Source organism: Microbacterium sp. (assembly GCF_031180975.1).
In the GTDB taxonomy this organism is placed as follows: Bacteria; Actinomycetota; Actinomycetes; order Actinomycetales; family Microbacteriaceae; genus Microbacterium.
On the sequence record NZ_JAPSLI010000001.1, the window covers coordinates 499,900 to 518,696 of the forward strand.

At 70.9% G+C, this 18,797-nt stretch carries 19 protein-coding genes; 9 read left to right on the plus strand and 10 right to left on the minus strand.

The annotated features are described in order from the left end of the window. Positions 1–24: 24 nt before the first annotated feature. The 4 genes from folP to RIF65_RS02345 all read right to left on the minus strand — a co-directional run bounded on the left by folP (position 25) and on the right by RIF65_RS02345 (position 3,416). Positions 25–927, minus strand: a complete 903-nt coding sequence (gene folP, locus RIF65_RS02330; protein WP_309065882.1) for a dihydropteroate synthase — start codon at positions 925–927, stop codon at positions 25–27. Then, the gene (locus tag RIF65_RS02335) at positions 924–2,045 is read right to left on the minus strand and encodes an NAD(P)/FAD-dependent oxidoreductase (protein WP_309065883.1); all 1,122 of its coding nucleotides are present in this window, start codon (positions 2,043–2,045) and stop codon (positions 924–926) included. The genes folP and RIF65_RS02335 overlap by 4 nt, the downstream gene beginning before the upstream one ends. A gap of 30 nt (positions 2,046–2,075) precedes the next feature. Next, positions 2,076–2,747: a GTP cyclohydrolase I gene (gene folE / locus RIF65_RS02340; RefSeq protein WP_309065884.1), complete on the minus strand. Its 672-nt coding sequence runs from the start codon at positions 2,745–2,747 to the stop codon at positions 2,076–2,078. Positions 2,748–2,837: 90 nt separating this feature from the next. After that, positions 2,838–3,416, minus strand: coding sequence for a helix-turn-helix domain-containing protein (locus RIF65_RS02345; RefSeq protein ID WP_309065885.1), 579 nt, complete (start codon positions 3,414–3,416; stop codon positions 2,838–2,840). Positions 3,417–3,490: 74 nt separating this feature from the next. Here RIF65_RS02345 and RIF65_RS02350 point away from each other — a divergent pair, with 74 nt between their 5' ends. Then, complete coding sequence (locus RIF65_RS02350) at positions 3,491–4,471, plus strand: NAD(P)/FAD-dependent oxidoreductase (RefSeq protein ID WP_309065886.1); 981 nt, start codon at positions 3,491–3,493, stop codon at positions 4,469–4,471. A 79-nt stretch (positions 4,472–4,550) separates the two neighbouring features. On the opposite strand, the gene thrC is transcribed toward RIF65_RS02350, so the two are convergent. Beyond that, on the minus strand, positions 4,551–5,969 hold the full coding sequence (gene thrC, locus RIF65_RS02355; RefSeq protein WP_309065887.1) for a threonine synthase: 1,419 nt from the start codon (positions 5,967–5,969) through the stop codon (positions 4,551–4,553). 157 nt (positions 5,970–6,126) lie between these two features. On the opposite strand from thrC, the gene RIF65_RS02360 reads away from it, so the two are divergent. Further along, on the plus strand, positions 6,127–7,377 hold the full coding sequence (locus RIF65_RS02360) for a cytochrome P450 (protein ID WP_309065888.1): 1,251 nt from the start codon (positions 6,127–6,129) through the stop codon (positions 7,375–7,377). 34 nt (positions 7,378–7,411) lie between these two features. Here the strand turns inward: RIF65_RS02360 and RIF65_RS02365 are convergent, their stop codons facing one another. Then, positions 7,412–7,693 (minus strand): hypothetical protein, encoded by a 282-nt coding sequence (locus tag RIF65_RS02365; protein ID WP_309065889.1) that lies wholly within the window; start codon positions 7,691–7,693, stop codon positions 7,412–7,414. Between the two features lie 381 nt (positions 7,694–8,074). Then, the gene (locus RIF65_RS02370) at positions 8,075–9,217 is read right to left on the minus strand and encodes a sensor histidine kinase (protein ID WP_309065890.1); all 1,143 of its coding nucleotides are present in this window, start codon (positions 9,215–9,217) and stop codon (positions 8,075–8,077) included. A gap of 234 nt (positions 9,218–9,451) precedes the next feature. Between RIF65_RS02370 and RIF65_RS02375 the strand changes: the two genes are divergently transcribed. The 7 genes from RIF65_RS02375 to hrpB all read left to right on the plus strand — a co-directional run bounded on the left by RIF65_RS02375 (position 9,452) and on the right by hrpB (position 16,447). Then, the gene (locus RIF65_RS02375; RefSeq protein ID WP_309065891.1) at positions 9,452–10,108 is read left to right on the plus strand and encodes a response regulator transcription factor; all 657 of its coding nucleotides are present in this window, start codon (positions 9,452–9,454) and stop codon (positions 10,106–10,108) included. Between the two features lie 177 nt (positions 10,109–10,285). Beyond that, entirely contained in the window at positions 10,286–11,044 is a 759-nt protein-coding gene (locus tag RIF65_RS02380; protein ID WP_309065892.1) for a DUF2520 domain-containing protein, read from the plus strand. After that, positions 11,041–11,892, plus strand: coding sequence for a pantoate--beta-alanine ligase (gene panC, locus RIF65_RS02385; protein WP_309065893.1), 852 nt, complete (start codon positions 11,041–11,043; stop codon positions 11,890–11,892). Before RIF65_RS02380 ends, panC begins: the two co-directional genes overlap by 4 nt. Then, positions 11,892–12,275 (plus strand): aspartate 1-decarboxylase, encoded by a 384-nt coding sequence (panD, locus tag RIF65_RS02390; RefSeq protein WP_309065894.1) that lies wholly within the window; start codon positions 11,892–11,894, stop codon positions 12,273–12,275. The genes panC and panD overlap by 1 nt, the downstream gene beginning before the upstream one ends. After that, complete coding sequence (gene panB / locus RIF65_RS02395; protein WP_309065895.1) at positions 12,272–13,144, plus strand: 3-methyl-2-oxobutanoate hydroxymethyltransferase; 873 nt, start codon at positions 12,272–12,274, stop codon at positions 13,142–13,144. The genes panD and panB overlap by 4 nt, the downstream gene beginning before the upstream one ends. 184 nt (positions 13,145–13,328) lie before the next feature. Then, positions 13,329–13,757, plus strand: coding sequence for a MarR family winged helix-turn-helix transcriptional regulator (locus tag RIF65_RS02400; protein ID WP_309065896.1), 429 nt, complete (start codon positions 13,329–13,331; stop codon positions 13,755–13,757). Between the two features lie 134 nt (positions 13,758–13,891). After that, positions 13,892–16,447 carry an ATP-dependent helicase HrpB gene (gene hrpB, locus RIF65_RS02405; RefSeq protein WP_309065897.1) on the plus strand — a complete coding sequence of 852 codons (2,556 nt, stop codon included), beginning with the start codon at positions 13,892–13,894 and terminating at the stop codon, positions 16,445–16,447. Positions 16,448–16,453: 6 nt separating this feature from the next. Here the strand turns inward: hrpB and RIF65_RS02410 are convergent, their stop codons facing one another. The 3 genes from RIF65_RS02410 to RIF65_RS02420 form a co-directional block, all read right to left on the minus strand. Beyond that, positions 16,454–17,188 carry an ABC transporter permease gene (locus tag RIF65_RS02410; protein WP_309065898.1) on the minus strand — a complete coding sequence of 245 codons (735 nt, stop codon included), beginning with the start codon at positions 17,186–17,188 and terminating at the stop codon, positions 16,454–16,456. Beyond that, positions 17,185–17,943 carry an ABC transporter ATP-binding protein gene (locus RIF65_RS02415; protein ID WP_375142119.1) on the minus strand — a complete coding sequence of 253 codons (759 nt, stop codon included), beginning with the start codon at positions 17,941–17,943 and terminating at the stop codon, positions 17,185–17,187. The genes RIF65_RS02410 and RIF65_RS02415 overlap by 4 nt, the downstream gene beginning before the upstream one ends. Positions 17,944–18,190: 247 nt before the next feature. Next, complete coding sequence (locus RIF65_RS02420; RefSeq protein ID WP_309065900.1) at positions 18,191–18,778, minus strand: TetR/AcrR family transcriptional regulator; 588 nt, start codon at positions 18,776–18,778, stop codon at positions 18,191–18,193. Positions 18,779–18,797 lie beyond the last annotated feature (19 nt).

Below are 18,797 nucleotides of genomic sequence, written 5' to 3' on the forward strand. Positions count from 1 at the left end.
CTCCTCTGCTGCTCGGGTCGGATGTCACACGTTCCGCGTCGGATGCATGTTGTGCTCCAGCCGCATCGGCGGACGCATGCCCAGTATCGCCTCGGTCATGCGCGCCGCGTCGACGGCATCCGCCACGTCGTGCATCCGCACGATCCGCGCCCCACGCAGGATGCAGGCGGTCATCGCGGCGAGCGACCCGGCCAGCCGCTGCCCCTGCGGCCGGTCGATCGACTCGCCGATGAAGTCCTTGTTCGACACCGCCGCGAGCAGCGGCAACCCGATGTCGGCGATCTCATCCAGCCGCCGGGTGAGCTCGAGCGAGTGCAGCGTGTTCTTGTCGAGGTCGTGCCCGGGGTCTACGACGATGCGCTCGCGCGGCACGCCGGCCGCTTCGGCACGCGCCACCCGCTCGACCAGGAACGCGCGCACCTCGCCCACGACGTCGTCGTAGTGCGCCGGCGGCTTCTCGACGCGTGGCGGCCCCACGCTGTGCGTGATGACGACGTGCGCGCCGCCGTCTGCGACCACGCCGGCCATGTGCGGGTCGCCGAGGCCGCTGGTGTCGTTGATCACGCCCGCGCCCGCGGCGACCGCCGCCGCGGCCACCTCGGCGGAGTTGGTGTCGACGGAGATGACCAGTCCGGGGCGTGCTCCCGCGATCGCGTCGACCAGCGGCACGACCCGATCGATCTCCTCCGCGGTGGAGACCACCGGCCCGCGTCCGAACGGCACTCCGCCGACGTCCACCCAGTCGGCACCGAGGTCGGCGGCGCGCATGGCGCTCTCCACGGCGCGGTCCAGCGCGAACGTCGCGCCGCGGTCATAGAACGAGTCCGGCGTGCGGTTCACGACCGCCATCACGATGACGCGTCTGGTCAGATCGAACTCCCGGCCGCCGATGCGCAGGGTCGTGATCGGCGCCGGGGCGATCGTCATCGGCGGGTCCCGATGCTCTCGCGGATGGCGTCGGAGGCGTCCCAGTCGTTGGCGTGCATCGCCGCGCGCACGGTGCCGTCGGCGACCCAGTACGCCCGGAACGCTCCCCCGTGCGCGACGTCGGTGTCGCCCTCGATGTCCACCCGGTCGTACCCCTCGGGCCCCACGCTGCCGACGTACTCCATGCCCAGATCGTACTGATCGGTGAAGAAGTACGGCTGGCGCTGGTACGGCTCGGCGGCGCCGAGCAGGTTGCGTGCGGCGACCTTGCCCTGCTCGATGGCGGTGTCCCAGTGCTCGACGCGGATCCGGCGGCCGAGCACAGGATGGTCCTGGTTGGCGACGTCACCGATGGCGTAGATGTCCGGGTCGGAGGTGCGCAGGGTCGCGTCGACCAGCACGCCGTTGTCGACCTCCAGTCCCGCCGCCTCGGCGAGTTCGGTGGCCGGTGCCGCGCCCACGCCGACCACGACCAGTTCGGCGTCCTTCAGATCGGACGCCTCGACATTGCTGCTCAGGCGCAGGTCCACCCCGTGGTGGCGGTGCAGGTCGGCGAACGCGCGCGCGATCTCGGGGCCGAGCACGCGAACCAGCGGCAGCTCGGCGGCCTCGAACACGGTCACCTCCGACCCCGCCTCGCGCGCGGCCGCGGCGACCTCCAGCCCGATCCACCCGGCTCCGACGATGACGACACGGATGCCGGGACGCAGCTGCTCCTTCAGGCGGATGCTGTCCTCCATGGTGCGCAGGTAGAGCGGGTCGGTGACCTCGTCGGCGAGAGCGAAGCGGCGGGGCGTGGACCCGGTGGCGAGCAGCAGCTTGTCGTAGCGCTGCGTCCCGGCATCCGTGGCGAGGGTGTGCGCGGCACGATCGAGTGCGGTGACGCGGGTGCCGAGCTGCAGTCGCACGTCGTGCTCGCGGTACCAGCCGGCGTCGTGCACGGTGGCGGCGTCGAGATCCTTCTTGCCGAGCAAGAAGTCCTTCGACAGCGGCGGCCGCTCATACGGCAGGTGCTTCTCGGCGGCGAAGAGCACCACCTCGCCGTCGTAGCCCTGGTCGCGGAGTTCGGTGACGGCGGTCGCTGCGGCGAGTCCGCCGCCGACGATGGCGATGGTCATGGTGTGCTCCTCTTTCGATTCGGGTGGCGATCAGCGTGCGTGTCCGCCGACGAGGGCGAAGAACTCGGCCCGGCTGCGGGCGTCGTCGCGCAGAGCTCCCCGCACCGCGGACGTCTTCGTGGCGGCGTCGCCGGCTCGGGCCCCGCGCAGAGTCATGCAGCTGTGGCTGGCTTCGATGAGCACGCCGACGCCGCGCGGCTGGAGGTGACCGGCGAGCGCGTCGGCGATCTGCACGGTGAGGCGCTCCTGCGTCTGCGGCTGCCGCGCGAAGTGGTCGACCAGCCGAGGGATCTTGGACAGCCCCACGACGCGGTCGGCCGGCAGGTACGCGACGTGCGCGGTGCCGGTGAACGGCAGCAGGTGGTGCTCGCAGAGGGACCGGACGGGGATGTCACGCACGAGCACCATCTCGTCGTAGCCCTCCTGGTTCGCGAACGTCGTGAAGTCGAACGGCTGCGGGCTGAGCATCTCGGCGTACGCGGCCGCGAAGCGCAGCGGGGTGCGCGCCAGGTCGGGGTTCTCCGGCGCGTCCGGATCGATGCCGAGGGCCAGCAGGAACTGCCGGCCCGCCTCCTCGGCGGCGTCCAGATCCACCGGTCGCGGGGCCGGTCGGATCGGGACGCGGCTCGGCGCCGGCAGCGGAGCGAGCGGGGCGAGCGGTTCTTCGGCGGCGTCTTCGTCGTAGGCCAGCGAGATGGTCATGGCATCCTCCTTGAGCTGCTGCCTCCATTACAGTCCCGCGCGACTTCTAAAGTCAAGGAGAATATCTTTTAGAATCAGAAGCCGTCCGGCTCACCCGCCCGCGCTTTGCGCGCCTTCGTGAGCGACGTGGGTGTGCATGCGCATGCCGTCGTCGTTGAAGATGCTGATGACCTGCGCGGGCTTGCCGCCCGCCGCGGACATCGCGTGCGGGGTGCGGGTGTCGAACTCGGCGGCCTCGCCCCGGGCGAGCACGATGTCCTGCTCGCCGAGCCTCAGACGCAGCCGCCCACTCAGGACGTACAGCCACTCGTAGCCCTCGTGGACCCGCAGCTCGGGAAGGCTCCGCGCGGGCGGATACGTGATCTTGTAGGTGTGCACCGCCGACCCCTCGGGCGCGAGGGGCGCGATGACCAGCCCGTCCCGCCGGATGACGGGCCGCCGCACCCGCGGGTCGGGGGCCTCGACCACGACGAGATCGTCGATGCGGATGCCGAGCTGCCTCGTCAACGGCAGCAGCAGCTCCAGACTCGCCTGGCGCTTTCCCGACTCCAGCCGGGACAGGGTGCTGGCCGACATCCCGGCCCGTTCCGCGAGCTCCTCGAGCGTCCAGCCGCGCGAGCGCCGCATCGCTCGAAGCCGGGCTCCGACCTGTGCGAGCTCCTGCTGCATCCCGCCCACCTCTCCTGTTTGCCAATTTCGCAAGACTGCTTGCGATTGTGTCACAGAGAGCGTCGACTGGGGTCATGAACTCATCGCTTTCCTCCTCTCATTCCTGGGATTCGATCGTCGTCGGCGGCGGCTCGGCCGGATTGTCGGCCGCACTGATGCTCGGCCGTGCGCGGCGGCGGGTGCTGGTGGTCGACGCCGGCAGCCCGCGCAATCGCTTCGCCGCGCACATGCACGCCGTGCTCGGCAACGACGGCACACCTCCGTCCGCACTGCTGGCCAAGGGTCGCGCGGAGCTCGCCGAGTACGACGTCGCGTTCGTCGACGACGCGGTCGCGCGGGTGCAGGACGCGGATGCCGGGCTGCTGGTGACCCTGGCCGGTGGCAGGGTGGAGTCGGCGCGCTCCTTGATCGTGGCGACCGGCATCACCGACGTGCTCCCCGACATCCCGGGGCTGGCAGAGCGCTGGGGCGCGAGCGTGCTGCATTGCCCGTACTGCCACGGCTGGGAGGTGCGCGACCGTCGCCTCGGGGTGCTGGCCACCTCACCGCCGGCGCTGCATCAGGCGCGCATGGTGCGGCAGTGGGCCGATCGGGTGGTGCTGTTCTCGGCCGGGCTGGGCGTCGTCGGCGCCGCGGACGAGCGCCGACTGCGAGCTCGGGGCGTCGAGATCGTTCCGGATGCCGTCGTCGAGGTTCTCGGTGAGGGCGATCAGGTGTCCGGGGCGCGCCTGGAGGGCGGGCGCGTGATCGAGCTGGACGCGCTCTTCACGGCCGGAGCGCCCCTGCCGCGCGACGGATTCCTCGCCGATCTCGCGCTGGCGCGCTCCGAGCTGCCCGGCGGACTCGGGTCGTTCCTGGCGGTCGACCAGTCCGGGCGGACCAGTCACCCGCGCATCTGGGCAGCGGGGAACGTCGTCAACCCGATGGTGAACGTGCCGATCGCGATGGGCGCCGGCGCCATGGTCGGCGCCGCCGTGAACGGTGCGCTGGTGGAGGAGGACTTCGACCTCGCGGTCGCAGAGGTCGACCGCGCGACGGGTGTCGGGGCGCGCTGACGCCACCGCGAGGCGGCGGGATCGCTGACGCGACGTCGAGGCGCCAGAGTCGCCGACGCCGGCGCGGCGCGGCGGCGCATCAGTGCCGGGCGTGGGTCTCGATGTACCCGCGCAGCGCGGCCTCGTCGTCGGGCATCTCGACGACCTTCTGCGGTGCGGCGAGCATCTCCCGCAGCTCGGGCGAGAACTCCAGGTCGACTCCGACGGCCTCGGCGATGGTCTCGGCGAACTTCTGCGGCTTCGCCGTCTCGAGCACGAGCATGGGCACGTCCTGCTCGACGAACGAGCGGGCCACCTTCACCCCGTCGGCGGTGTGCGGATCGATGATCTCGCCCGTCGTCTCGTGCACCGAGCGGATGGTCTCCAGCCGGTCGGCGTGCGTCGACGTGCCGCTGACGATGCCGAACTCGGACCCGAAGCGCGGCTGGTCGGCGGAGAAGTCGAAGAATCCTTGCGCGGCGAGGTCATCCCAGGCGCCGACGACGCGCGTGGCGTCACGACCGACCAGGTCGAAGATGAAGCGCTCGAGGTTGGACGCCTTGGAGATGTCCATCGACGGGCTGGAGGTGGCCAGCGTGTCGGCGGCGCTGCGCGGGCGGTACACGCCGGTGCGGAAGAACTCGTCCAGCACGTTGTTCTCGTTCGCGGCCAGCACGAGACGACGGACCGGTACGCCCATGCCCTTCGCGAAGAACCCGGACAGGATGTTGCCGAAGTTGCCGGACGGCACCGTGAACGACACCTCGAAGCCGTCGCGGAACTCCGGCTCGACGGCATCCGTCACCCGCAGCCACGCCCAGAAGTAGTAGACGACCTGCGCGGTGATGCGGGCGAGGTTGATCGAGTTGACCGCGCCGAGATGCTGGGCGCGCTTGAACTCCAGGTCGCCGGCGAGCGCCTTGACGAGGTTCTGGCAGTCGTCGAACACGCCCTCGACGGCGATGTTGTGGATGTTCGCATCCTGCAGCGAGTACATCTGTGCACGCTGGAACGGGCTCATCCGACCCTGCGGCGACAGCATGAAGACCGAGACACGGTCCTTGCCGCGCAGCGCGTGCTCGGCAGCCGATCCGGTGTCGCCCGACGTCGCGCCGAGGATGTTGAGCACGCTGTCCTTCTTCTCCAGCACGTACTCGAGGATCTGGCCGAGGAACTGCATGGCCATGTCCTTGAACGCCAGCGTCGGGCCCTCCGACAGCCCCACCAGCGTGATCCCCCCGCCGATCGACCGCAGCGGCACGACACCGTCGGGGAAGTCGGCGTAGGCCGCCTCGCACATGCGGGCGAGATCCTCGCGCGGGATGTCGGTGGCGAACAACGCCAGCACCTCGGTGGCCAGCTGCGAATAGCTGAGCCCGCGCCACGACTCCAGAGTGGCGGCGTCGACCGTCGGCAGCTGCTCCGGGACGGCCAGACCGCCGTCGGGAGCGAGCCCCTCGAGCAGCGTCTCGCTGAACGGCTGCGGCTGCATGCCGCCGCGGGTGGAGATGTACTGCACGGGGACTCCTCGGAGGTCGACGCTCGGAGGTTCCATTCTCGCAGGCCCGTCGCGGCGGCGAGGCCGGATGACGGATGCCGCAGACCGCGGCCTACGTCGCGCGTGCACGATCGTCAACCCGGTGGCGCGCGGGGGTCGCCGCTGGTGGTGTGTCGGTATGACTGCAGACACCGATCCCCCGCTCGCCCGCGCATCCGCGGCAGCGGTGCCGGAGATCGCCGGCGACGCGACCCTGCGTCTCCTTCGCGACGGCTATCTGTTCGGCACGCGTCTGTTCCGAGACGCCGGAGCGGATGCCGTCCGCACCCGCCTTCTCGGCAGGCCGGCGCTCATCGCCCGCGGCGCCGAGGCCGCGCATGTCTTCGGGACGCCCGGCCTGTTCGCCCGTTCGGGTGCGCTCCCCCGCTCGGTCGTGCACCTGCTCCAGGACGAGGGGAGCGTGCAGTCCCTGGAGGGTGGCGCCCACGACGCCCGCAAGGCGCTGATGCTCAGCATCGCGAACGACGACCGCGCCCGGCTGGTCGAGCTGTTCGAGGAGGAATGGCAGCGGGCGTTCGACCGCGAACGCGGCACGACGGTGAGCCTGCTCGATCTCAGCTCTCGCGTGCTCGCCCGGGCCGCGCTGCGGTGGGTGGGCGCCGACGACGCCGCCGGCGACGCGCAGCTGGCGAGGGACCTGCGTGCCATGATCGACCGGGCGTCCGCCCTGGGCCCCCTCAACTGGTGGGCTCGCGCCCGCCGGCTGCGGGTCGAAGGCTGGGCCGCTGATCGGATCGAAGGGGCACGCCGCGACACCGACACCAGCACCGCGATCGGCCGCCTCGCCCATCATGTCGAGAACGGGTCGCCGCTGCCGACGGATGCCGCGGTCGTGGAGCTGCTGAACCTGCTCCGGCCCGTGGTGGCGGTGGCGCGGTTCGTCGCCTTCGCCGGTCACGCCCTGCACCGGCATCCGGAATGGACCGAACGACTTCGCGGCGGCGAGGTCACACCCGCGCCGTGGATCGCCGAGGAGGTGCGCCGCTTCTATCCGTTCTTCCCCATGATCGCCGGCATCGCGACCGACGGGTTCGACCTCGCCGGCACGCGATTCCCCCACGGCCAGTGGATGCTGTTCGATCTGTACGGCACCGACCACTCGTCTGCGCTGTGGGAGAGCCCGAACTCGTTCGATCCGCAGCGGTTCGCGACCGCGTCCCCGCACCTCGTCGTCGCGCAGGGCGTGGGCGACCCGACCTCGGCGCACCACTGCCCCGGCGAGCAGGCGACCACGGATCTGCTGGCGTCGGCGGTGTGGCTGCTCGCCACCGGACCGATGTACCGGGTGCCGGAGCAGGATCTGCGGATCAGCCTGCGGCGCATTCCCGCGCAACCGCAGAGCGGCATGCTGATCGAACTGCCCGCCTAGCCTTCTCCGCTTTCGAATCGACCTGACGGGAGGGTCAGCAGGTGAGCACCTCGATCGCCTTCTGGAAGACGAGCGTCTGGGCGACCTCGACCGCTCGGTCGTACCGGGTGCCGCGGAGTACGACGAACACTGCCCCGACGACGTCGACGAAACCGGCGACCCGCTCACCGTCGAGCACGACGTACCGCTCCGGCGCGACGCGCTCCCACCTGATCACCTGATCCGGTTCCGGCTCGGACGGTGCCCGCCGGGTGGGAAGCTCCTGCAGTGCAGGCAGCGCGTCGGCCGTGATCCTGTGAACATCGATCAAGACCATGGCACCCTCCTAGAACCCGCCCTCTCCCCACACTCAGCATGCGCCGCCGACCCGCACATGTCTCCGGGGTTGACCCGCGGCCCGCGGAAGGGTAGGGGTTTCCGAGGAGGCGGGAAACGCTTGCTCGGAAGAGGCTGGAGATGACGCGATCGCGAGCGCGAAGGGGCGGGAATGCCCGACAATCGCGCTCGCGACCGTAGCGCTGGGGACGCTGATCAGAGCACTGGGGACGCTCCGGTCAGCCATTACGCTAGTCAACCCGGAGGTCGGGCAATAGAACCCAATGGCCATACTCCATTGGACTTTCGTCGTACGTCGGGACAGTCGGCGACGGCATCCGTTCGATCAGCTCACGGTAGGAGCGTTCGTGCGCGGCCGGCGTCAGGCGACCGGCAACCGCGCGGAAACCCGCCAACGGCCATCGACCTCGCCGGCGGAGAAGTCGCCGCTCGCACCGAGGACGCGCTCGGCCATGCGCCCGAGGCCGGTGCGGCTGGAGGACAGTTCCTTCCGCGGCGTGGTGGGCAGCGGGCTGTCGATGGTGAGGTGTGCGGCATCGTCCTCGATGCGCAGCCGGATGCCGATCGCGCCGCCGCCGGCGTACTTGAGGATGTTGGTGACCGACTCGCGCACCACCCGCGCGAAGATGATCTCCCCGGCCCTGGTCAGCCGCTCATCGCGGAACTCGCCCTCGCAGACCACCTCGTGCCCGGCGGCCTCGAGTTCGCCGCGCGCTTCGGCCACGGCCTCCTCCAGGTCTCCGGTCTGCATGCCTGGAGCGCTCGGCGCGTCGTCCGCGAGTTCGATCACGAATCGCAGGTCGGCCATGGCCTTCTTCGCGGCGACGCGGATCGCCTCCTGCGACGCTGGGCGCGCCTCTCCGTCGTCCAGCAGCTGCACGTGCAGCGACACGACGGTGAGGTGGTGCGCAATGCTGTCGTGCAGTTCGCCGGCGATCCATCGGCGCTCGGCGAGGACGGCTTCCCGCTCCTGCCGCGCCTTCTCGGCGAGCTCCTGCTCGAGTCGGCGGCCGCGAGCGGATGCCATCCGCAGGGCGAATCCGATCGCCCCCGCGACCGTTGCGACGATGAGGTAGATGCCCACGTTCACCGGGACGGCCCGGTCGAGCGTGGCGATGATTCCGGCGGCGACGAGAAAGGCCGCCGTGTAGACGAGGATCAGGGACGTCCAGCCCAGGCGCATGATGAGCGCCGCGGCGACGGCCGCCGCCAGCAGGGTCTGCGGTTGGGTCTCGGTGAAGAACGAGAGCGCCAGCATGCTGCCGAGCATGCATGTGGCGACGAGGGGCGACCAGAGATACAGCGCGAACGCGGCGCTCGTGGCGATGCTGAGCAACGACACGAGGATGTCGGCTCTCGGTGTGAAGAGAAGCTCGAAGAGGTCCACGGAGGCGACGCCCACGAGGACGACGAGAACGACGATCCGCTCGATGCGGGTCAGACGCTCGCCCCGGCCCAGCCGGAGCGGACCCGCTTCATCCTGAGACGACCGGCTCAAGGCCATGTTCCGCTATCTCCTGTTCGGCGATACTCTAGCGAAGGATGCCCAGAAGGATGCAGAGCTGGTGCCAAAAGGTCATGGTGATTCACCTCCCTACCTGGTCTTTTGTCGAGACATAGTTACATCTTCTCGGTTGAGCCGGATTTGCACATCTGACCAGCGACCAGACTTCTCTAGACAAAGGTCTAATGGCCCACCGGCCTGTGGTCAGGGCCGCACCCCCGATAGGCTTGCGTCATGCCGGATATCCGCGTCCTGATCGTCGACGACGATCCCCTGGTGCGCACCGCGCTGGCGCATTTCGTGGCGCGCGATCCCGACATCCAGGTCATCGGGCAGGCGGAGGACGGCAACGAGGCGATCGCCGCCGTCGAGCAGCATCGTCCCGACGTCGTGATGATGGACGTGCAGATGCCCGAGATGGACGGGATCGAGGCGACCAGGGCGATCTCCCGTCGCTGGCCGGAGGTGCGGATCCTGGCGGTGACGACCCTGGACGGCAGCGACACGGTGCTTCCCATGCTGAGCGCCGGTGCGTCCGGTTATCTGCTGAAGGACTCCAGCGCCGAGAGCATCGTCGCCGGCGTGCGCGCCGTGCACGACGGCGCGAGTTCGCTGTCGCCGAAGATCGCCTCGATGCTGATCAGACATGTGCGCGACGGGGAGTCGCAGACGTCCAACGCCGCGGAGCTCGAGCCGCTGACCGACCGTGAGGCCGAGGTGCTGCAGCGTCTCGCCCAGGGGATGTCGAACGCGGAGATCGCGCGTGCGCTCGTTGTGTCCGAGGGCACGGTCAAGGCGCACCTGGGTCGGATCATGTCGAAATGGCACGTCCGGGATCGCGTGCAGATCCTCGTGACTGCGGCGCACGCCGGGCTCGTGGACTTCCGCTGATCGCGGCGGGCGCCGACCGCCGAGACCACTCTGACAACCACACCTGGCGAACTGTCGCCAAACAACCAAGCCATTGTCGGTAAGGGCTTGGCAGTATGATCTCGGATTTGGAGTGGCGCTCCCTGCGGGCGGATACTCATGGCATCCGCGCCACCCGACTCCGAACCCGGATCCGCCATGCCCACCGCGTCCTCCCTCGCGCCTGACACGACCATCGCCGTCATCGGCGCGGGTCGCCTCGGCACAGTGCTCGCCGGGGCTCTGCGTGCCGCCGGCTTCGACGTGCGCGGCCCGCTGCGGCGTGACCACGCGATCCCCGAGAGCGACGTGGCACTGCTCTGCGTCCCCGACGAGGCTATCCCGGCTGCGGCCGCGGATGCCGCGACCGCCGCACAGTCGGTCGGTCACGTGTCCGGCGCCACGGGACTGGACGCCGTCGACTTCAGCATCCATCCCCTGCAGACCTTCACTGGCAGCGAACCGCCCGAGGTGCTCCACGGCATCGGCGCCGCCGTCGACGCGCGCACGCCCGCCGCGCGGAGCGTCGCCGAGCAACTCGTCAGGGTCCTCGGAATGACACCGTTCGAGGTCGGGGATCGGGCCGGTTACCACGCCGCGGCGTCCGTCGCGTCGAACTTCGTCCTCACGGTGCTCGACGCGGCCGAGGGGCTGGCGATCGCCGCGGGCATCCGGAACGCGCGCGACGTCCTCGCCCCGCTGGTGGGCCGGACCGTCCAGAACTGGCGAGAGCACGGAGCCGCGAACGCTCTCACCGGGCCCATCGTCCGCGGCGACGAGGCGACCGTCACCCGCCAGCGCACTGCCGTCGCCGCCATGGGAAGGCCGGAGCTGACCGGACTCTTCGATGCGCTCACCACCGCCACCCGCGCCCTCGCGCGGGAGCAGTCCGAGACGGCTGGAAGGGGGCAGCCATGAGAATCCTCCGCACGATCCGCGAGGTGCGCTCCGCCGTCAGCGAGGCGCGACGCGACGGCCGAACCGTCGGCCTCGTCCCGACGATGGGCGCGTTCCACGAGGGTCACCTCTCGCTGATGCGCGCCGCCCGCAAGGACACCGATCTCGTGGTGGTGTCGCTCTTCGTCAACCCCACCCAGTTCGCACCGAACGAGGACCTCAGCACCTACCCGCGCGACGAGCAGCGCGATGCGGAGCTGGCGGCGGGCGAGCACGTGGACATCCTGTTCGCCCCAGCGCCGGAGGAGATCTATCCGGAGGGCTTCGCGACCAGCATCCATGTCGCCGGCCTGACCGACGTGCTCGACGGTGCCAGCCGCGGCGCGCATCACTTCGACGGCGTGGCCACGGTCGTCACGAAGCTGTTCGGCATCGTGCGCCCGGACGTCGCATTCTTCGGTCAGAAGGATGCCCAGCAGGTTCTCGTGGTGCGCAGGGTGGTGCGTGATCTGAACCTCGACGTCCGCATCGAGGCCTGCCCGATCGCCCGCGAGCCGGACGGCCTCGCGATGAGCTCGCGCAACGTGTACCTCGACGCCGCCGCACGGCAACGGGCCGTGTTCCTCAGTCGCGCGCTCGACGCCGCGCAGGCGTTGCACGACAGCGGCGAGCGCGACGCCGACGGCATCCGTGCGGCGGCCGCCGCCGTGCTCGACGAGGCGGGCATCGCGCCCGAGTATCTCGAGCTGCGGGATGCCGAGACGCTGGCCCCTGTCGCGGACACGAGGCGGGACACGCTGCTCGCCGTCGCCGCCCGCGTGGGAGCCGCCCGCCTGATCGACAACCACCTCCTGAAGGGCGACGCCTGATGCGACGCACCATGCTGAAGTCGAAGATCCACCGCGCCACCATCACCGGCAGCGACCTGAACTACGTCGGATCGATCACCATCGATCCCGACCTGCTGGAAGCGGCCGACATCCTGCCGCACGAGCAGGTTCACGTCGTCGACGTGGACAACGGCGCCCGGTTCGTGACGTACACGCTGGAGGGCGAACGGGGGTCCGGAGTGATCCAGGTCAACGGCGCGGCCGCTCGGCTGGTGCACACCGGCGACACCGTCATCGTCATCTCCTATGCGGAGTACTCGCGCGAGGAGCTCTCCGAGTACGAGCCGGTCGTCGTGCACGTCGACCGCAGCAACCGCATCATCCGCGTCGATGACGCCGTGGGCGAGCTGGTGACCTCGTGAGCACGCACGCCGCCCCCGCGCAGCGCATCACCCTGCGGGATCTCGCCGCGAAGAAGGATGCCGGCGAGCGCATCGTCATGGTCACCGCGTACGACCACCCCAGCGCGCAGATCGCTGAGGAGGCCGGCGTCGACATCGTGCTGGTCGGCGACTCCGCAGCGATGACCGTGCTCGGCTACGACAGCACGGTGCCGGTGACGGTGGACGAGATGCTGATGCTGACCGCGGCGGTGCGGCGGGGACTCACCCGTCCGCTGCTCATCGGTGACCTGCCGTTCGGCTCGTACGAGGCATCCGACGAGATCGCGATCGCCACCGCGCAACGCTTCGTGAAGGAGGCCGGCGTCGACCTGGTCAAGATCGAGCGCGGCGGCACGACCGTCGATCGCGCCCGTGCGCTCGTGAACGCGGGCATTCCGGTCGTCGGGCACGTCGGGCTGACGCCGCAGACCGCCACCGCGCTGGGCGGCTATCGGGCGCAGGGCCGCACCGCCGAGGCCGCTGTCGCGGTGATCGACGACGCCCTCGCCCTGCAGTCCGCCGGGGTGTCGCTGCTCGTGATCGAGGCGGTGCCGTCCGAGGTCACCGCCGCGCTCATGCCGCTGCTCGACATCCCCGTCATCGGCATCGGCGCCGGAGCGGATGCCGATGGGCAGGTGCTCGTCTTCCACGACCTGCTCGGCATGTACGACGGTGCCGCCGCGAAGTTCGTCAAGCGCTACGCCGACCTGCGGGGCGCCGCGCTCGAGGGCGTGGCGGCATACACGGACGAGGTGCGGCGCGGGGTGTACCCGGCTCCGGAACACCGATATCGGATGCCGGAGGGCGAGGCGGCGCGGCTGGCGGAGTTGCTGCGCAAAATTCCGTGACCAAACCGTTGCATTCGTTACCTCGCCGTTATACAGTGATCGCACGGTGAATGTTTGCTGTGGCATCCACCGCATGTGATTGCAGGACACTCTTGGTGCAAGGGACAAGGGCCGGCCGGAAGCCTCTCCGACCGGCCCTTACTGCGTCCAGGCTTGGATCCGATCTCGCCGCTACGCTGTGAGCATGACCGATCGTCAGCTCGCCGTCGAAGCCTGGGAGAGCCTCTTCCGCGCCCAGCACGAGCTGTTCACGTCGATGGCACGCGACTTCGAGGCCACCGCGCTCAGCCAGGCCGAGTACGACGTGCTGCTCACCGTCACCCGCGCTCCCGACATGTCCGCGCGACTGCGCGACGTCACGGCGAAGATGCTCATCAGTCAACCCAGCGTCTCGCGCCTGGTCGACCGGATGGTCGCCCGCGGCCTGGTGACGAAGGCCGCCGACCCCCTAGACCGGCGCGGCGCGGTGATCACCGCGACGGATGCCGGTGCCCGTGCCTTCCGTCAGCTGGCGACCGTCCACGGGCGCTCCATCGCCGAGCACATGTCCCGTCTCACGGACGACGAGCTGCGCGCCCTGCTCGAACTGACCGACAAGCTCCGCGGCAAGTAGTCCGAGGCGCACGCTTCGGGGTCGACACGCCACATGTCGGACGGATGCCGTGAGATCGTCCGGCATCCGGTGTGTCGACCCCCAGAACGTCGCCCCCAGCGAGCGCCGTGCCCACGCCCGGGCAGACTGGTGAGGTGACACCCCCCTTCGACCTCGCCCGGATCGGCGACGGCCTGGCCTTCGCCGCCGCGCTGGACGACCTGGTAGCCGCGCTGGACCGGGACACCGCCGCCGTGGTGAGCGCGCCGCCCGGCACCGGCAAGACCACCCTGGTGCCGCCACTGCTCGCCTCGCGATCCTCCGGCCGGGTGATCGTCACACAGCCGCGCCGCGTCGCCGCCCGCGCCGCCGCCCGGCGACTCGCGCAGCTGGACGGCTCCCCGCTCGGCTCCCGCGTCGGGTTCACGGTCCGCGGCGAGCGCAGCGTCACCCCCACCACCAGGATCGAGTTCGTCACCGCCGGTGTTCTGCTGCGACGGATGCTGGATGACCCGGGTCTCGAGGGTGTGGACGCGGTCGTCGTCGACGAGGTCCACGAACGGGCTCTGGAGACCGACCTGCTCATCGGGATGCTGGGCGAGGCGCGCCAACTGCGCGACGACCTCGTGTTCATCGCGATGTCGGCCACGATCGATGCCGACCGCATCGCGGCCGTGATCGGCGCCGACGACGCCCCCGCGCCCGTCGTCCTCCACAACGTCGCCGCGCATCCGCTGACCGAGCGCTGGGCGCCGCCCGCCGGTCCGCGGCTCGACGAGCGCGGCGTCACCCGGGACTTCCTCGACCATGTCGCGCGCACCGCGGCATCCGCTGCTCGCGAGCTGGCACGTGACCTGCCGGCAGCCGACGTCCTCGTCTTCGCCCCTGGTGCACGCGAGGTGTCCGAGATCGCGCGCGCCATCCGCCGGTCCGCTCCCGAATTCGACGTGCGGGAACTGCACGGCCAGATCCCGGCCGCGGACCAGGATGCCGTCATCCGCGGCCGAGCGGAGAATGAGCCTCCGCGCATCGTCGTCACCACCTCCCTCGCCGAGTCGTCGCTGACCGTGCCCGGGGTGCGGGTGGTGGTCGACAGCTGCCTGTCCCGGCATCCGCAGCGCGACGCGGCGCGCGGCATGAGCGGCCTCGTCACCACCGGCTCGCCGCGCTTGTCGTCGGTGCAGCGAGCCGGACGCGCCACCCGCCAGGGCCCCGGCACCGTCATCCGGTGCGTCGACGAGCGCACCTACGCGGCGGCCCCTGCCCGGCCCGCGCCGGAGATCGGGACCGCCGATCTCACGGATGCCACGCTGCTGCTGGCCTGCTGGGGAGCGCCCGGCGGCACCGGCTTGCGCATGATCGATCCGCCGCCGGCCGCGGCACTCGGCGAGGCACAAGCCGTGCTGCGCGACCTCGGCGCCATCGACGCGGAGGGACGTGCGACGCCCGAGGGGCGGGAGCTCGCGCGCATCCCGGCTGACCCGCGACTTGCGCGGGCGCTGCGCGACGGCAGCCCGCTGGTCGGCGCGCGGCTGGCCGCCGAGGTCGTCGCGCTGCTCGTCGGCGGCATCCGGATCGGAGATGCCGATGCGGTGAGCGCGCTCGTCGCCCTGCGGCACGGGCGCCACCCCGAAGCGCGGCGCTGGGAGCGGGAGGTCGAGCGGTTCCAGCGGTACGCGGCCTCCGCCGGAGGCGGCCGCCACGCGGACACCAATGGCGTCGGACTCGTGATCGCCCTCGCCTTCCCGGAGCGGGTCGCCCGGCGGGTGGAGCGCTCCAGCGACGGGGCGACGTTCCTGTTGGCATCCGGAACCCGCGCCGGTGCGCCCGGCGCACTTGCCGGCGCGGAGTGGCTTGCCGTCGCGGAGGTGGCCCGCGCAGCGGGACGGGTCGCCGCCGGCTCGGGCGCCGTCATCCGTTCCGCGGCGGCACTGTCCGAGGAGCAGGTGGAGCGGGCCGCGCGTCAACTGATGACCGACCGGGTGGAGGCGGAGTTCGTCGACGGCCGGGTGGTGGCACGACGGGAACGCCGGGTCGGCGCGATCGTGCGCTCGTCGGTGCCGGTCCGCGTGACGGCGCAGGAGGGACACGACGCCGTGCGGCGCGCCGTCCTCGCGGACGGGCTGGGGCTGTTCAGCTGGTCGGATGCCGCGGACGATCTGCGCCGCCGGCTCGCGCTGCTGCACCGCGAACTCGGCGACCCGTGGCCCGACGTCTCCGACGCCGCGCTGCTCGAGCGGCTCGACGCCTGGCTCGACCCCGAACTCGACGCCCTCGCGACGGGAGTGAGAGCCGACCGGCTCGACCTGGCGTCGGCGCTGCGACGGATTCTGCCCTGGCCCGCGGCATCCGAGTTCGATGCGCTCGTCCCGGAGAAGATCGAGGTGCCGAGCGGCTCGCGCGTGCGGATCGCCTACCCGGCCGCGGACGACCCGGCCGCGCGCCCGGTCGTCGCCGTGAAGCTGCAGGAGTGCTTCGGCTGGGCCGAGACCCCGCGCCTGGTCGGCGGGCGGGTGCCCGTGGTGTTCCACCTGCTCTCTCCGGCGGGGCGCCCGCTCGCCGTGACGGGCGACCTCGCGTCGTTCTGGTCCGGGCCGTACGCGCAGGTGCGCGCCGAGATGCGCGGGCGGTATCCGAAGCATCCGTGGCCGGAGGACCCGTGGCAGGCCGCTCCCACCCGCCACACCACGCGCCGTGCGGCGCGGGACTGACCGGGTTCAGGGCGTGCGCCGCCGCAGCGTGAGCGGTGCGAGGACCAGGAACGCGCTCGCGAACGCCACCACGATCAGCAGCGGTCCGCCCAGATCCCACCCCTCGTCGCCGGCGGCGACGGCCTGGACGGCGTCGATGGCGTGGCTGAGCGGCAGCCAGTCCGAAACCGCGTAGAGCACGTCCGGCATGTCTTCGCGCGGCATGAACAGTCCGCCGAGGATGATCTGCGGGAACACGAGCAGGGGCATGAACTGCACCGCTTGGAACTCGGTCTGCGCGAAGGCGCTCGCGAGCAGGCCGAGCGCGGTGCCGAGCAGGGCGTCGACGACGGCGACCAGGCCGAGCTGCCAGATCGGCCCGTCGACTTCGAGTCCGCACACGTACACCGCGAACGCCACCGTGATAGCGGCCTGCAGGATCGCCATCGACCCGAACGCCAGCGCGTACCCGAGGATGAAGTCCGCCTTGCCGAGCGGCGTCGTCATCAGCCGCTCCAACGTGCCCGACCGCCGCTCGCGCAACGTGGTGATCGAGGTGAGCAGGAACATCACGATGAACGGGAACAGTGCGAGGATCGCGCCGCCGAATCGGTCGAACACGCCCTCCAGATCCGCGAACAGCCAGGCGAACAGCCCTACCAGCAGACTGGGGGCGATGAGCATCAGCGCGATCGAGCGCGGATCGTGGCGCAGCTGGTGCAGCACACGCCCCGCGGTGGCGAGGGTGCGACGCGGCGTCATCGCTCCTCCTCCCTCAGCGAGCGGCGGGTCTCCCGACGGGCGCGGACGTCCCGATCGATCAGGGCGAGGAACGCGGCTTCGGCGTCGCGCTCGCCGGTGTCTTCGAGAAGCGCACGCGGAGTGGTGTCCGCGATGATGCGCCCGTCGCGCATGAGCAGCAGGCGGTCGCACCTCAGCGCCTCGTCCATCACGTGGCTGGACACCAGCATGGTCGTGCCGGACTCGGCGATCCGACGGAACAGCGCCCAGAGCTCGGCGCGGAGCACCGGATCCAGTCCCACCGTCGGCTCGTCGAGCACCACCAGTTCCGGCGCCCCGAGCAGTGCGACACCCAGGGAGACGCGGTTGATCTGGCCGCCGCTGAGCGCGTCGACCGGCTGCTGGGCGTGGTCGCGCAGACCGACCTCGTCGAGCACACGCTCCACGTCGCCGCGGGGTGCGCCGATCACGGAAGCGAAGTAGCGCAGGTTCTCACGCACGCTCAGGTCGGGATAGACGGCCGCGCCCTGCGTGCCGTACGACACCCGGCGACGCAGCGTGGCGGACCCCGCCGGCTCTCCGAGCACCGTGACGGACCCGCCGCGGGTGCGCTGCACGCCGACGATCGCTCGCATGAGCGTGGTCTTGCCGCAACCGGACGGCCCGAGCAGGCCGATGACCTGGCCGCGCGGGATCTCAAGCGACAGGCCCTCGAAGATGGTGCGTCGACCGCGGCGGACGTCGAGTCCCTCGATCACGATCGCGGCGGTATTCATCATGTGATGAATTATGCACCCGCGGTCGGGGACGGTCAAGGCCTGACCGCGGGCTCGGCCGGCATCCGGCATCCGCTCGGGTCGCAGTGCGTGCCGGAATCGGCGGGCGCACCGCGCTCGGGTCTCGGAAACCGCCGCTTTCCCGTTGCGAGAGCGGCACCTTTCGCGACCCGAACGGCGGATGCCACCGCGAATCGACACCTTTCGCGACCCGAGGAGCCCGCGGGACGAGCCTCACACCGAGCGGCTACTCGTACAGGTACCTCTGCAGCGTCGGGCCGATCCGGTCCACGAGCTCGTCGACGGTGGCGTCGGCGATCCCGGGCACCTTGACGATGTGGCGGGCGACGATCATGCCGACGATCTGCGATGCGGCGAGCGAGGCCCTCAACTGCGCGTCGTCCGCGTCCAGCGCGCCGGCGATGCGCGGCAGCATCTCGCGCGTGAGGAAACCCGCCACCACTGGCGAGGCGAGCTTGCTGCCGATGACCGTGCGCAGCAGCATGATGCCGCGCTTGCGTACCTCGGGCCGCTCGAACGATTCGAGCACGTAGCGGGCCACCCGCTCCCCCGCCCCTTCACGCGGCCCGCGGAGGATTGCCGGCACATCGACGTCAGGGCGCAGCGGAAAGCCGGCGGCCTCGGCGAACAGGTCGGCCTTGGTGCCGAAGTAGTGGTGCACGAGCGCGGGGTCGACGCCCGCGCGAGCGGCGATCGCACGGATCGTGGCCGACTCGTACCCGTGCTCTCCGAACTCGTGGACGGCGGCGGCTGTGATGCGCTCCCGCGCGTCGGACTCGCCGCGCGGCCGCCCTCGTCCGCGCCTGCTCACCATGACGTCAGCCTACGGCGGC

Bases quoted from the DNA above. Each gene is read 5' to 3' on its own strand.
- folP (WP_309065882.1), bottom strand. From the start codon at position 927: ATGACGATCGCCCCGGCGCCGATCACGACCCTGCGCATCGGCGGCCGG.
- RIF65_RS02370 (WP_309065890.1), bottom strand. From the start codon at position 9,217: ATGGCCTTGAGCCGGTCGTCTCAGGATGAAGCGGGTCCGCTCCGGCTG.
- RIF65_RS02365 (WP_309065889.1), bottom strand. From the start codon at position 7,693: ATGGTCTTGATCGATGTTCACAGGATCACGGCCGACGCGCTGCCTGCA.
- RIF65_RS02400 (WP_309065896.1), top strand. From the start codon at position 13,329: ATGACCGATCGTCAGCTCGCCGTCGAAGCCTGGGAGAGCCTCTTCCGC.
- RIF65_RS02345 (WP_309065885.1), bottom strand. From the start codon at position 3,416: ATGCAGCAGGAGCTCGCACAGGTCGGAGCCCGGCTTCGAGCGATGCGG.
- RIF65_RS02360 (WP_309065888.1), top strand. From the start codon at position 6,127: ATGACTGCAGACACCGATCCCCCGCTCGCCCGCGCATCCGCGGCAGCG.
- RIF65_RS02350 (WP_309065886.1), top strand. From the start codon at position 3,491: ATGAACTCATCGCTTTCCTCCTCTCATTCCTGGGATTCGATCGTCGTC.
- RIF65_RS02415 (WP_375142119.1), bottom strand. From the start codon at position 17,943: ATGAATACCGCCGCGATCGTGATCGAGGGACTCGACGTCCGCCGCGGT.
- RIF65_RS02335 (WP_309065883.1), bottom strand. From the start codon at position 2,045: ATGACCATCGCCATCGTCGGCGGCGGACTCGCCGCAGCGACCGCCGTC.
- RIF65_RS02375 (WP_309065891.1), top strand. From the start codon at position 9,452: ATGCCGGATATCCGCGTCCTGATCGTCGACGACGATCCCCTGGTGCGC.
- panD (WP_309065894.1), top strand. From the start codon at position 11,892: ATGCGACGCACCATGCTGAAGTCGAAGATCCACCGCGCCACCATCACC.
- RIF65_RS02420 (WP_309065900.1), bottom strand. From the start codon at position 18,778: ATGGTGAGCAGGCGCGGACGAGGGCGGCCGCGCGGCGAGTCCGACGCG.
- panC (WP_309065893.1), top strand. From the start codon at position 11,041: ATGAGAATCCTCCGCACGATCCGCGAGGTGCGCTCCGCCGTCAGCGAG.
- RIF65_RS02380 (WP_309065892.1), top strand. From the start codon at position 10,286: ATGCCCACCGCGTCCTCCCTCGCGCCTGACACGACCATCGCCGTCATC.
- folE (WP_309065884.1), bottom strand. From the start codon at position 2,747: ATGACCATCTCGCTGGCCTACGACGAAGACGCCGCCGAAGAACCGCTC.
- RIF65_RS02410 (WP_309065898.1), bottom strand. From the start codon at position 17,188: ATGACGCCGCGTCGCACCCTCGCCACCGCGGGGCGTGTGCTGCACCAG.